Origin of the sequence: Pseudolabrys sp. FHR47 (genome assembly GCF_005153485.1) — a bacterium.
Lineage (GTDB): Bacteria > Pseudomonadota > Alphaproteobacteria > Rhizobiales > Xanthobacteraceae > Pseudolabrys.
This window is the reverse complement of the sequence record NZ_CP039740.1, coordinates 2,896,162-2,907,994: the sequence shown is the minus strand read 5'-3', so window position 1 is coordinate 2,907,994 and position 11,833 is coordinate 2,896,162. Positions and strand designations below refer to the sequence as shown.

At 62.9% G+C, this 11,833-nt stretch carries 13 protein-coding genes; 3 read left to right on the top strand and 10 right to left on the bottom strand.

What is annotated here, in order from left to right; translation table 11 throughout:
- Positions 1 to 14 precede the first annotated feature (14 nt).
- From E8Q40_RS14290 to E8Q40_RS14255, 8 genes are all read right to left on the bottom strand, one after another.
- A complete protein-coding gene (locus E8Q40_RS14290) occupies positions 15 to 1,337 on the bottom strand; it encodes a TRAP transporter large permease subunit (protein WP_137045179.1) in 1,323 nt (440 codons plus the stop codon).
- Positions 1,337 to 1,837 carry a TRAP transporter small permease subunit gene (locus E8Q40_RS14285; RefSeq protein WP_246662847.1) on the bottom strand — a complete coding sequence of 167 codons (501 nt, stop codon included), beginning with the start codon at positions 1,835 to 1,837 and terminating at the stop codon, positions 1,337 to 1,339. Before E8Q40_RS14285 ends, E8Q40_RS14290 begins: the two co-directional genes overlap by 1 nt.
- Complete coding sequence (locus E8Q40_RS14280; protein ID WP_246662846.1) at positions 1,837 to 2,928, bottom strand: TRAP transporter substrate-binding protein; 1,092 nt, start codon at positions 2,926 to 2,928, stop codon at positions 1,837 to 1,839. The genes E8Q40_RS14285 and E8Q40_RS14280 overlap by 1 nt, the downstream gene beginning before the upstream one ends.
- 164 nt (positions 2,929 to 3,092) lie before the next feature.
- The gene (locus E8Q40_RS14275; protein ID WP_205995524.1) at positions 3,093 to 3,734 is read right to left on the bottom strand and encodes a carboxymuconolactone decarboxylase family protein; all 642 of its coding nucleotides are present in this window, start codon (positions 3,732 to 3,734) and stop codon (positions 3,093 to 3,095) included.
- Between the two features lie 69 nt (positions 3,735 to 3,803).
- A complete protein-coding gene (locus E8Q40_RS14270; RefSeq protein WP_137045178.1) occupies positions 3,804 to 4,184 on the bottom strand; it encodes a septal ring lytic transglycosylase RlpA family protein in 381 nt (126 codons plus the stop codon).
- An 86-nt stretch (positions 4,185 to 4,270) separates the two neighbouring features.
- The gene (locus E8Q40_RS14265; protein WP_137045177.1) at positions 4,271 to 4,792 is read right to left on the bottom strand and encodes a low affinity iron permease family protein; all 522 of its coding nucleotides are present in this window, start codon (positions 4,790 to 4,792) and stop codon (positions 4,271 to 4,273) included.
- A gap of 72 nt (positions 4,793 to 4,864) precedes the next feature.
- Entirely contained in the window at positions 4,865 to 7,522 is a 2,658-nt protein-coding gene (ligD, locus tag E8Q40_RS14260; protein WP_137045176.1) for a DNA ligase D, read from the bottom strand.
- A 14-nt stretch (positions 7,523 to 7,536) separates the two neighbouring features.
- Positions 7,537 to 8,406, bottom strand: coding sequence for a Ku protein (locus tag E8Q40_RS14255; protein WP_137045175.1), 870 nt, complete (start codon positions 8,404 to 8,406; stop codon positions 7,537 to 7,539).
- 133 nt (positions 8,407 to 8,539) lie between these two features.
- Here E8Q40_RS14255 and E8Q40_RS14250 point away from each other — a divergent pair, with 133 nt between their 5' ends.
- On the top strand, positions 8,540 to 8,719 hold the full coding sequence (locus E8Q40_RS14250) for a DUF1328 domain-containing protein (protein ID WP_137045174.1): 180 nt from the start codon (positions 8,540 to 8,542) through the stop codon (positions 8,717 to 8,719).
- Positions 8,720 to 8,809: 90 nt separating this feature from the next.
- Here E8Q40_RS14250 and E8Q40_RS14245 read toward each other — a convergent pair whose 3' ends face one another.
- Positions 8,810 to 9,349 (bottom strand): sigma-70 family RNA polymerase sigma factor, encoded by a 540-nt coding sequence (locus E8Q40_RS14245; protein WP_370455191.1) that lies wholly within the window; start codon positions 9,347 to 9,349, stop codon positions 8,810 to 8,812.
- Between the two features lie 5 nt (positions 9,350 to 9,354).
- On the bottom strand, positions 9,355 to 9,543 hold the full coding sequence (locus E8Q40_RS14240) for a NepR family anti-sigma factor (RefSeq protein WP_137046732.1): 189 nt from the start codon (positions 9,541 to 9,543) through the stop codon (positions 9,355 to 9,357).
- Positions 9,544 to 9,791: 248 nt separating this feature from the next.
- On the opposite strand from E8Q40_RS14240, the gene E8Q40_RS14235 reads away from it, so the two are divergent.
- Both E8Q40_RS14235 and E8Q40_RS14230 read left to right on the top strand, forming a co-directional pair.
- Positions 9,792 to 10,592, top strand: coding sequence for a response regulator (locus E8Q40_RS14235; RefSeq protein ID WP_137045172.1), 801 nt, complete (start codon positions 9,792 to 9,794; stop codon positions 10,590 to 10,592).
- A gap of 113 nt (positions 10,593 to 10,705) precedes the next feature.
- Complete coding sequence (locus E8Q40_RS14230; protein ID WP_137045171.1) at positions 10,706 to 11,824, top strand: HWE histidine kinase domain-containing protein; 1,119 nt, start codon at positions 10,706 to 10,708, stop codon at positions 11,822 to 11,824.
- Positions 11,825 to 11,833 lie beyond the last annotated feature (9 nt).

Genomic DNA, 11,833 nt, shown 5'->3' with positions numbered 1-11,833 from the left:
GCGAAGGCCGTCGGCTACCAGCCGATGGCCTTCGGCAGCCAGGTCGAAAGGCCGGGGAAGGCGAAGACCAACGCCAATGCCAGGATTTGCATGCCGACGAACGGGATGACGCCGCGATAGATATCGCCGGTCGTGACCTCCGGCGGCGCCACGCCGCGCAGAAAGAACAGCGCCCAGCCGAATGGCGGCGTCAGGAACGAGGTCTGCAGGTTCACGCAAATCAACGTGGCGAGCCACACCATATCGACATTGGCTGCGGTGAAGACCGGCAGGAACAGCGGCACGGCGATGTAGGAAATCTCGATCCATTCGATGAAGAAGCCGAGCACGAAGATGATGAACATCAGGAACCAGATGTCCGCATTGATGCCGCCCGGCAGAAACGCAAAGAGATCATGGACCAGGTCTTCGCCTCTCAGGCCGCGGAAGGACAGCGCGAAAATCTGCGCGCACATGAGGATGAACATCATCATGGCGGTGGTCTTTACCGTTGCCTGACCGGTCTCGCGCAGCACCTTCCACGAGAGTCGCCCCGTCAGGGCGGTAATGAGGATCGCGCCCAGTGCGCCCATCGAAGCGGCTTCGGACGGCGCGGCGACGCCGGCGATGATCGAGCCGAGCACGGCGGCAACGAGGCCGACCGGCGGAGCCACGACCTTGAACAGCTTGGCCGCCAGCGCGCCGCGCGAGAGCAGGGCGCGTTCTTCCGCCGGAATCGCCGGCACCTTCTCCGGCCTGACGATGCCTAGAATGAGGATATAGGCGCAGTAAATTCCAGCCAGCATCAGGCCGGGAATCATCGCGGCGGCGAACAAGGTGCCGACCGACTGATTGAGAATGTCGGCGAGCAGGATGAGGATCAGGCTCGGCGGGATGATCTGGCCAAGCGTTCCTGAAGCGCAGATCACGCCGCTGGCGAGACCTTTGTCATAGCCACGGCGCAGCATGCCGGGCAAGGTCAGAAGGCCGAGTGTGACAACCGTTGCGCCGACGATGCCGGTCGTCGCGCCCATCAGGATGCCGACCACGACGATACCGATGCCAAGACCGCCGCGCAGCGAGCCGGCGAGATGGCCGATCACGTCCATGAGGTCTTCGGCGAGCCTGGATTTCTCCAGCATCATGCCCATGAAGACGAACAGCGGGATGGCGACCAGCGTCGAGTTCGTCACCACGCCGAACAGACGGTGCGGCAACAGGTTGAACAGCGTCATGCCGAAGCCGAGATAGCCGAAGACGAAGCCGGAAATGGCCAGCGTCATGGCAACGGGAATGCCGGCCATCAACAGAACGAAGAACGACACCAGCATCAGGACAGCAAGGACTTCCAGCGACATCATGCTCTCCGGTAGGCGATATAGCTTTTGATCGCTTCCGAGAGCGACTGCAGGAAATACAGGGCGAAGCCGAGGGGGATCAGGCCCTTGACGATATAGCGGTAGTCGATGCCGCCGGGATTGGCCGTGCCCTCATTGATGCTCCAGGACTGGTAGACGTAGGGAATGCACAGCTTGATCACGAGCGCGCACAAGAGCATGCCGAGAACGGCGGTGATCACGTCGACCAGATGCTTGGTCTTGCCGCTGAAATATTGAAAGAGGACGTCCACCCGGACGTGCTCGCCGTGCAGCAGCGCGTAGCTCATGCCGAATACGCAGATCGGCACCATGATGTGCCACTCGAGCTCCTGCATCCAGATCGAGCCGATCGAGAAACCGTAGCGCAGCAGCACGTTCGTGCCCATGATGAGCGCGAGCCCCAGCGCCAGCCAGGACGTCGCGCGGCCGACGCGATCGACGATGATGTCGATCGCGCGGGCCAGTCGCTCCGCCGTCATCAGGAGGCCTTGCGAATCTTCGTGTGGTAGACGGTCTCGCTCTTGTCGGCCCATTCGTCGTACTTGGCCTTGTAGGCGAAGTAGGATTCATGAACTTTCTTGGTGACCGGGTCTTTCTCGACGGCTTCGGCGAGGATCTTCGTGGTCGCCGCGCGCAGCGCCTTGACGACGTCGTCGGGCAGGGGGCCGGCGATGACGCCCTGGTTCTTCACGAGGTCTTCGTAAGCTTCGGCGTTATTCTTCTGGCACCAGGCTTCGCTGATGACGTTGCAGGCCGCGCAGGCGTTCTCGACAATGGCCTTGAGGTCGGCGGGCAGACTGTCCCACTTGGCCTTGTTGATGGCGAGCTCGGAGGTGGTCGCCATCTCGTGCCAGCCGGTGGTGTAGTAGTATTTCGCGACCTTCTGCAGGCCGAGCTGACGGTCGAGATAAGGGCCGACGAATTCGGCGGCATCGATGACGCCGCGCTCGAGGTTCGGGAAGATTTCGCCCGGCGCGATCAGACGCGCATCGACTCCAAGCTCCTTGTAGACGCGTCCCGCGAGGCCCGGGATGCGCATCTTGATGCCCTTGAGGTCCTCGACCTTCTCGATCGGTTTGCGGAACCAGCCGGTCATCTGCACGCCGGTATTGCCGCAGGCAAAAGGCACGAGATTGAACTTGCTGTAGACCTCGCGCCACAGCTCCTTGCCGCCGCCATCGTAGTACCAGCCGTTGAAGCCCTGGAAGTTGAGGCCGAACGGCACGGCGGTGAAGTACTGGGCGGCAAAGCTCTTGCCGGTCCAGAAATAGGAGTTGGCGTAATTCATCTCGACCGTGCCGGACGACACGGCGTCGAAGCCTTCGGCGGCCGGGATCAGTTCGCCCGCGCCGTAGAACTGTATCTTCAGGCGGCCGCCGGACATCTCCTCGATGCGCTTACACAGGTCCTTGGCGCTGCCTGGGCCGGTTGAGTAGAAGGCCGCGTTCGGCCCGTAGAAGCTGGTCATCTTCCAGTTGAAGGTCGCCTGGGCGCGAACGACGGCTGGCGCCGCGACGGTTCCGGCGGCACCGGCCAGCAGCAGTTTCGAGAAATCACGACGTCGCATCATCCTCACTCCCTTCGTGGTTGGCGCGAAGGAAAGAGCAAACGATGTGCCACTATGCGGGCCGTGGTATTTTGTATACAAACGAAAGGTCTGCGGCAGTCACCTGCCGAAAAATGCAGCTGCATCTGCCTGCTTTGTGGTCAGTCGCTACGGCAACAGGTCGTCAATCAGCGCGGTTCGCTGAAAGCCAGAGCCTCGCCCTCCGGCGGCAGCATGGCGAAGACATTGAGCGTCATCGACACGGAAGAGTAGTAGCCGAGGATGCCGACCAGTTCGACGACACCTTTCTCGCCGAGCACGGCGAGTACGCGCTGGTAGGTGCGCTCGCTCACGCGCTTGGCCTTGTACATCTCCTGGATGAAGTCGTAGATCGCGCGCTCATCCTTGGCGGCCGTTTTCGGCACGCGGCCAGCGCGCAGGTCGGCGATGGTTTTCGCTTTGACGCCTTCCTTCGCGGCGACGTTCACATGGGCGTACCATTCGAATTGGGCGCGCCACAGCCGGGCCGTGCACAGGATGGCGAATTCGGACAGCCGCGGCGGCACGCTCGACTGATAGCGGCAGAAGCCGCCAAGCGCCTGCGCCAGTTGTCCGTATTCCGGCGCATGCAGCCACACCGCGAAGGGCCCCTGCGGCATGATGGACGCGCCACGCGGACCGGAGCGGATTGCCTGCAGCAATGTGCGCTGCGCCTCGTTCATCTCGGCTTCGGAAGGCGTGACGAGCCGCGGCGCGGGGCGCTTGATCGCCTTTTTGAGCGTCTTCCTTGTGGTGGCTTTGCGCTTTGATGGCGGGCGCTTGGCGGGCATGTCGATCCTCGGCTGTCCGGATGAAAGAACGAATCCGGATAGCACATCGACGAGGGCGTTACAGCCGCTCTACTGGACCGCGGCCGTGACCTTGATCAGGCCACGATTCTCCATCTTCAGGGCCTGCGCAGCGGCGTAGGAGAGATCGATGACGCGGCCCTTGATGAAGGGCCCGCGGTCGTTGACGACCACGGTGACGCTGCGTTTCGACACCTTGTCGACCACCAGGACCTTGGTGCCGAAAGGCAAGGTGCGGTGCGCGGCTGTAAATTTGGTGGGATCGTAGCGAACGCCGGAAGCGGTCTTACCGGAATAGCCCTTGCCGTAATGCGAAGCCATCCCGGAGAATTCCTTGGTAGCGCCTTGCGCTTTGGGCCCTTGAGCGAAGGCAGCGCCGGGCTCGCCTGCGCTCAACGCCGTTACGGCCGCGATCGCCAGCCAGGTTCTCATGGTGTGGTCCCCGAATTCGAATCCTTCCGACCGATAGAGAAAAGTTGTGACGAAAAAACGAACGCGCGCTCGGGCGTGGGACGCAGTTATTCCGCGGTGGCGTTCTGCCGCGGCTGGTTCCCGAATCCATTCGTCGGTGCCGGCCGGGCACGGCTGGCGAGTTGTTCCGCCGTCATCTCGGCGCGGGCGCGGCAGTCTTCGTGCAGCTGCTGCAATTCCTCATCGCTGAGATCCTCGATGGCGGCGAATCTGTTCTCGGCGCCCTTCATGGCCAGCACCAGTTCGGACAGCTTGAGCTGCATCGATAGCATGTCGCGGTTCTGGGTGTTCTGGATCAGGAATACCATCAGGAAGGTAACGATGGTCGTGCCTGTGTTGATGACGAGCTGCCAGGTGTCGCTGAAGCCGAACAACGGCCCGCTCACGATCCAGATCACGATCGTGGCGGTGGCGAGCAGGAACGCGGCAGGATGGCCCGTATAAGAGGCGGTCTTTTGCGCAAACGCCGCGAAAGCCTGTGATAGCGGGTGGCTGCGGCGGTTGACGCCATGTTTATCGACCGACGCGATGGCGGCGGCTTCGCATTTGGTAAGTTTTCTATCGGCCATGACTGCCCGGTCCGCAATGAGAGTTCCATGAACGCGCGACCCGGTGTCGCAGTTCCCGGCCACGCGGATCGGTCAGGCGTTAGGTAACTTCTGTCGGATGCGGCCAATGCCGGCCCACGGGTCCTTGCGCAGCCGTTTCAGGCGGGAGCGGATGTTGAGCACCGTATATTGGTCGGCGCTCTTGAGGCCGCCAAGTTCCGTCCAGGTAATCGGCGCCGACACGGCGGCGCCGGGCCGGGCGCGGGTGGAATAGGGCGCGACGGCCGTCGCCTCACGGCTGTTGCGCAGATAGTCGATGAAAATGCGGTTCTTGCGTTTGCTCTTGGTCGCGGTGGCGACATAACGGTCCGGATTGTCAGCGGCCATGGCCTGGGCCAGCGCCTGGGTGAAATCCTTGGCCTTGGCCCACGGCGTCGGCGCGATCGGCAGCACCACATGCAGGCCCTTGCCGCCGGAGGTCTTGAGATAAGTCTTGAGGCCGATGTCCTCGAGGCGGTCATGCACGTCGCGAGCCGCGGCGACGACGTCTTTCCAGCCGGTGCCGGGACCGGGGTCGAGATCGAAGACGAGGCGGTCGGCGTTCTCGCGATCATCGATCGTGGTGCCGCGCGTATGCACCTCAAGTACGCCGGCCTGCACCAACGACAGCAGGCCGTCGAGACTATCGACGGAGATGATCTTGTCGCCTTTTTCCGGGACGAGATGCAGATGTTCGGTGGTGATGCCGGCGGCGGCGTGCTTCTGGAAGAAGCATTGGCCGCTGGCGCCCTCGGGGCATCGCAGCAGCGAGATCGGCCGGCCGGCGACGTGCGGCGCCATCCACTTCCACACATCTTTATAATACTGGGCGAGGTCCTGCTTGGTGACGCCGGCATCTTCCCAATAGACGCGGTCGGGATGCGACAGAGTCACGGCGCCGATCGTGGCATTGGTTGCTTTCTTGGGTGAGGTCTTTTTTGCAGCGGCCCTGGCCACCGGCGCGCTGCGCTTGCGCGCGGTGGTTCTGCTTCTCGCCGCCACGCTCTCCATTGGCTTGTCCTCACGCACGACATCGGCCGCGGCCTTGTCTTCGCGCAACCCCTGATACGAGGCTTGGCGGATGCGGTCGCCGTGGGTCCAACCGTGGAAGTCGACTTCGGCGACCAGCTTCGGTTCCACCCAGATCGGTGCGCGGACGCCGCGCTCTTCCGTCGGCACGGCGGCGAAAGGCGTGCGCTCACGTTTGAGCGCCTTCAGCTTCCTGTAGAGCTCGCGCGCGGTCTGATGGGTGAAGCCGGTGCCGGTGCGGCCGGCATAGACGAGCTTGCCCTTGTCATGGAAGCCGAGCACCAGCGCGCCGACGGCATGAGCGTCGGCCGTCGAGGGCACAAAGCCAGCGATCACCAGTTCCTGCCGGCTTGAGCACTTGGTTTTGATCCAGTCGCGGCCGCGGCCGGAGCGATAGGGCGCGTCGGCAAGCTTGGAGATGATGCCTTCAAGGCCAAGCTGGCAGGCATGCTTGAGCAGGACGGCGCCGCGCTCGGCGATGGATTCGCTGAAGCGCAGCGGCGTGTTCTTCGGCGCGCTCTTGATCAACTGCGCAAGGGCCTCCTTGCGCTCGGAAAGCGGCAGGCGCCGCAGGTCCTGGCCGTCGAGATAGAGAAGGTCGAAGACGTAATAGATGAGCCTGTCCTGCCGGCCGGACTTGAGTTCCTCTTGCAGCAGCGAGAAGCTGGTGACGCCGTCGTCGCCTTCGACGACGAGTTCACCATCGATCAGCGCGCTGTCGGCATCGAGTTCGCCAACGGCGTCGGCGATGCCCTTGAACTTGTGCGTCCAGTCGAGACCCTTGCGGGTCAGCAGCTTGGCCTTGCCGCGGCCGAGCCGCGCCTGCAACCGGTAGCCGTCGAATTTGATTTCATGGATCCAGTTGGCGCTGTCCGGCGCCTTGTCGGCCAGCGTGGCGAGGCACGGCTCGACGAAGCCGGGCAGGGCGGCGCGTTTTGCGCCTTTGAGCCTGGGCCTGCGGTCGGTGATCGTGTCGTGCTTCTGCACGAGTTGCGCCGACGCCGCCTTCTTTCGCGTCGTCTTCTTTGTCGTTTTGGTCTTCAGCGCCGACATCTTCTTCTTGGTCGAGGTCAGCACCTTCTTCATCTTGGTTTTTTCTTTGGCACTCGCCCGCTCGCCGGCGGTGATTTCCTCCATCGTGCGCCCGGTCTTGATGGAGAAATCGGCTTCCTCGAGGATGTCCTTGTCGCGCACGCCGCGCGCCGCGTCGTCGTCCGATTTGATCAGCAGCCAGTTGTTGCGCTTTTCGCCGGGACGCTTGTGCAGGCGCACAAGATGCCAAGCGCCGTGAAGTTTGCCGCCGTTGAGGTCGAAGGCGAGGTGGCCCTTCTTGAGGCCCTTATGCGGATCGTCATGCGGGGCCCATGTGCCGCGGTCCCAAACCATCACGGTGCCGCCGCCATACTCACCCTTCGGGATGGTGCCCTCGAAGGTGTTGTACTCGATCGGATGATCCTCGACTTCGACCGCGAGCCGCTTCTCGCTCGGCACCAGGCTGGGACCCCGCGTCACCGCCCAGCTTTTCATGACGCCGTCGAGTTCGAGGCGCAGGTCGTAATGCAGCCGCCGCGCGGCGTGCTTCTGGATGACGAAAGCGTGGCCGCGTTTGCGTGCCACCTTGCCCTTCGGCTCGGCGGTGACGCCGAAGCGGCGCTTGCCGTGATAGGTCTTCAGCCCCGCCATCGGTTACGTCCGGTCTAGCTCGCCTTGCGCACCTTGCGCTTGGCGCTCGTGCGTTTGGCCCGCGTCGTCGTCTTGCGGCGGGACGATGAGGTGGGAGCGGGCTTGCGACGCTCGGCTTGCGCGCTGCGGCGCAGCGCGTCCATCAGGTTGATGACGTTGCTCGGCTTGGGCTCCGAAACGGCGATCGGCTTCTTGCCGGCGCGCTTGGCCTTGATGAGGTCCATCAGCGCAGTCTCATAGCGATCCTCGAATTTCGACGGGTCGAATTTGCCTTTCTTGGTCTCGAGAATGTGGGTCGCCAGCTTGAGCATGTCGGCCGGCACCTTGGTGTCCTCGATGTCGTCGAAATAATCCGCCTCGTCTCGCACCTCATTCTTGTACCGCAAGGTCGTAGCCAACAGCCCCTTGCCACGCGGACGGAGCAGCAGCAGGCGTTCGCGGCGGTAGACGACGACGCGGGCGAGGCCGGCGAGGTCTTCCTTGCGCATGGCCTCGCGGATCACTGCGAAAGCTTCCTGGGCGACGTCGTCTTGTGGCACCAGATAATAGGATTCGTCGAGATAGATGCGATCGACATCCGTCATCGGCACGAATTCGTCGATCTCGATGGTGTGCGTGCTCTCGAGCGCGACGTTGTCGAGTTCGTCCTCGTCGAGCAGGACGTATTGCCCTTTCTCGATCTCGTAGCCCTTCATGCGATCTTCCGGCGCGACCGGATCGCCGGTCTCGGCATCGACCACTTCGTTGCGGATGCGGTTCCCGGTTTCGCGATTGATGATGTTGAAGCGGATGCGCTGGCTCGTGGAGGTCGCGGGGTAGAGCGCCACGGCGCAGGATACCAGCGACAGTTTGAGAAAGCCCTTCCAGTTCGGACGCGGCGCCATAGCGATACTCCTTGCACAGTAGGCTGAATTCGCTGACGTGACGACGGGTTCCAGTCTAGCGCCTTCCGCCGGAACATTCATCCCGAGATCGAGTTTGAATCGGCATCTAACTGGTCAACAGAGGAGACTGCTCATGTTCGGTTGGGCGCTGACCTTTCTGATCGTCGCGTTGATCGCGGCCATTCTCGGTTTCGGCGGTATCGCGGGCGTCGCGGTCGAAGCCGCCAAGATCGTCTTCTTCGTCGCCCTGGTGCTGTTCGCCATTTCGGCGGTCGTGCACCTGGTGCGGGGACGCTCGCCGACGGTGCCGTAAGGCGTCGGCGTATCCTTGAAGAGAAAAGCCCGCGTGGTTACTCCACGCGGGCTTTTTCTATTACATCGAATTAACGATGAGGCGGCATGGCTACTCGCCGCTCGCCAGCACGGCGCGGGTCTGTTCGTCCGGACCGAAATCGTCGCCGTCGCGCACATGGAGCAACTCAGCCAGGCGATTGCGGGCGCGGTTGACGCGCGACTTGATGGTGCCGATCGCGCATCCGCAGATCTGGGCGGCTTCCTCGTAGGAGAAACCCGACGCGCCAACCAGGATAAGCGCTTCGCGCTGGTCGGTCGGCAACTGCGACAAAGCCTCTCGGAATTCGCCGAACTCGATATGGCCCTGCTGCTCGGGCTGCGATTTCAGCGTGTCCGCATAGTGCCCGTCGGCATCCTCCACCTCGCGGCGGCGTTTGCGATACTCCGACCGGAAATGGTTGCGAAGGATCGTGAACAGCCACGCCGGCATATTGGTGCCCGGCTGGAACGAGTCGATGTTGGCAATCGCCCGCACCATCGTTTCCTGCACCAGATCGTCGGCACGATCCACGTTGCCACACAGCGAGATCGCGAAGGCGCGAAGGCTGGGAACGGCATCAAGGATCTGTTGTCGGACCGCGTCGTCCATGGGCACTACTGCCTGTCCTTGTTGTCTTTGTTGTCGAGCTGGCTCAGCAGGTCAGCGAAGCGGTCGGGCACACCCTGACTGACCACTTCGTCGTACATGGAGCGCAGCTGTTGGCCGAGGCGGGCTTGAACCTCCCGCCCTAGCTTGGCCGGCTTGGCATCGTTTTTTCTGGCGCGGGCAGCCCCGGTTTCCATTGGCTTTGGTTGTCCTGCGGCTTTGTCTCGGTCGTCGTTCGTCATTCTCGTAGAACCCCGAATTCCCTGGACCTGCGGCCCAGGCTCTCCCCCGTCGTCTGGGTCGGAAAACCCGCTTGGAGAAAATTGGTTCCATCCTTCGTGGAACTTTTTTGCGGCGCTGACGTTTTCGCGGCGTACGTTATTCGAGCCGCAGGCGGACCAAGGTCCGCCCGGGCTCTCGGGCCAGACCGATTCGGGAGGGATTTTTGTCTATATCTCAGATAGTTGCGCAACACCTGCCGTATCTGCGGCGCTATGCTCGCGCCTTGACCGGTAGCCAGCAGTCGGGCGACGCTTATGTGGCGGCAACGCTCGAGGCTTTGGTCCAGGACCCCTCCGTTCTGGACGCCGCGTCGTCGACCCGGGTCGGCCTGTACCGTCTTTTCACCAAGATCTGGAATTCGGTCGGGATGAACGCCGAGGCGGCTTTGGAGCCCGCCGATCAGCCGGCCGAACGTCATTTGTCGCAGATCGCGCCGATGCCGCGTCAGGCCTTCCTGCTCGTCGCGCTCGAGGGCCTGTCGGAAGACGAGGCGGCCAAGGTCCTTGATATTGAAGTGCCGGAGCTGCGCGATCTGGTCGACCAGTCGGGCCGGGAGATGGCGGCGGAAATTGCCACCGATGTGCTGATCATCGAGGACGAGACCTTCATTGCCCTCGATCTCGAGGCGCTGGTCGAAGGGCTGGGCCACAAAGTGCTCGGCGTTGCTCGCACCCACACCGAAGCGGTCACCCTGGCGCGGGCCAAGCAGCCGGGCGTTATCCTGGCCGATATCCAGCTCGCCGACGGGTCCTCCGGCCTCGACGCGGTTAACGAGATGCTGCGCTCGTTCGAAGTACCGGTCATCTTCATCACGGCTTATCCGGAACGCTTCCTGACCGGCGAGCGTCCCGAACCCGCATTTCTCATCGCCAAGCCATTCCAGCCCGCCACCGTATCGGCCGTGCTCAGCCAGGCGTTGTTTTTTGCACGCAAGGCGAAACGAAAAGAGCGCAAGGCGAGTTGAGCTACTGACCGGCGGCCGGACCAGGGGGACCAGCCGCTGTCACTTGAAGCGGCTCGCGCGCGACGTTTTCGGCTTTGATAGCGCGACAGGGGCGCAGAAATGGACACGTGCTGATGGCAAATGACATGCCGTCAGGGGAGGCCCTGCCGGGCAACCTCCCGCTGAACCAACTCCAGGAAGAAAACCGGCGGCTCGAAGCGCAGGTTAACGCGCAGGCCATTGAACTCAATTTGTTGCGGGCCCGTTTTGCCCGCTATGAAACCGCGTTGCGCGGCTCGCAAGTCGTAGTCTACACGCAGGATCGCAGTCTGCGTTACACGTCGATCAGCCAGCCGATGCTCGGGCATTCGATCGCCGATCTTCTCGGCCGCGCCGACGAAGACGTGCTGCCCGAAAGCGTGCGCGAGTCCGTCCTCGCCATCAAGCGCGAGGCGGTGTCCACGGGCCAGTCGCAGCGCCTCGAGTTTTCGCTGGAAGAGGGTGGTGCGCTACGCTGGTATGACCTGCATATCGAGGCACTTCGCAACGATGCTGGCGATATCGTCGGCATCACCTGCGCCTCCGTCGACGTCACCGAGCGCAAGGAGGGCGAGGCGCATCTGCGCCTGCTTCTGCGCGAACTCACCCACCGGTCGAAGAACCTGCTGGCGGTGATCCAGGCCATGGCGCGGCAGACCGCGCGCCATGCCGGCTCGATCGACTCCTTTCTCACCCAGTTCGCGGCGCGGCTGCAGGCGCTCGCCGCTTCGCACGATCTCCTGATCCGCGAGAGCTGGTATGGCGCATCGCTCAACGAACTGGTGCGCTCGCAGCTGTCCGGGTATCTGGATGGCGTTGCGCAGCGGATATCGATTGAAGGCCCCGACATCACGCTCAAGCCGGAAGCGGCGCAGAATCTCGGCCTTGCTTTGCATGAACTGAGCGCCAATGCCGTGCGCTTCGGTGCGTTGTCGATTCCGGACGGGCAGGTGTCGATCGAATGGCGCCGTGACGATGCGCCGAACGCGCCGGTCGAATTCTTCTGGCGCGAGACGCAGGGGCCGCGCGTCAAGCCGCGGCGCAAGCGCGGATTCGGCACGATGGTGATCGAAACCAACCTGACGCGCGCGCTCGACGCCAAGATCGATATGATTTTCGATCCCGACGGTTTGCGGTGTCAGGTGGAGATCCCGGCGAGCCAGGTCATCAAGACGCTGGACCGTAATGGAACCAGCCCGCCGGAATCGCGTTAAAAGGTCAGG

Bases quoted from the DNA above. Each gene is read 5' to 3' on its own strand.
- E8Q40_RS14240 (WP_137046732.1), bottom strand. From the start codon at position 9,543: ATGGAAACCGGGGCTGCCCGCGCCAGAAAAAACGATGCCAAGCCGGCC.
- E8Q40_RS14230 (WP_137045171.1), top strand. From the start codon at position 10,706: ATGGCAAATGACATGCCGTCAGGGGAGGCCCTGCCGGGCAACCTCCCG.
- E8Q40_RS14270 (WP_137045178.1), bottom strand. From the start codon at position 4,184: ATGAGAACCTGGCTGGCGATCGCGGCCGTAACGGCGTTGAGCGCAGGC.
- E8Q40_RS14285 (WP_246662847.1), bottom strand. From the start codon at position 1,837: ATGACGGCGGAGCGACTGGCCCGCGCGATCGACATCATCGTCGATCGC.
- E8Q40_RS14245 (WP_370455191.1), bottom strand. From the start codon at position 9,349: ATGGACGACGCGGTCCGACAACAGATCCTTGATGCCGTTCCCAGCCTT.
- E8Q40_RS14265 (WP_137045177.1), bottom strand. From the start codon at position 4,792: ATGGCCGATAGAAAACTTACCAAATGCGAAGCCGCCGCCATCGCGTCG.
- E8Q40_RS14275 (WP_205995524.1), bottom strand. From the start codon at position 3,734: ATGCCCGCCAAGCGCCCGCCATCAAAGCGCAAAGCCACCACAAGGAAG.
- E8Q40_RS14255 (WP_137045175.1), bottom strand. From the start codon at position 8,406: ATGGCGCCGCGTCCGAACTGGAAGGGCTTTCTCAAACTGTCGCTGGTA.
- E8Q40_RS14290 (WP_137045179.1), bottom strand. From the start codon at position 1,337: ATGTCGCTGGAAGTCCTTGCTGTCCTGATGCTGGTGTCGTTCTTCGTT.
- E8Q40_RS14280 (WP_246662846.1), bottom strand. From the start codon at position 2,928: ATGATGCGACGTCGTGATTTCTCGAAACTGCTGCTGGCCGGTGCCGCC.
- ligD (WP_137045176.1), bottom strand. From the start codon at position 7,522: ATGGCGGGGCTGAAGACCTATCACGGCAAGCGCCGCTTCGGCGTCACC.
- E8Q40_RS14250 (WP_137045174.1), top strand. From the start codon at position 8,540: ATGTTCGGTTGGGCGCTGACCTTTCTGATCGTCGCGTTGATCGCGGCC.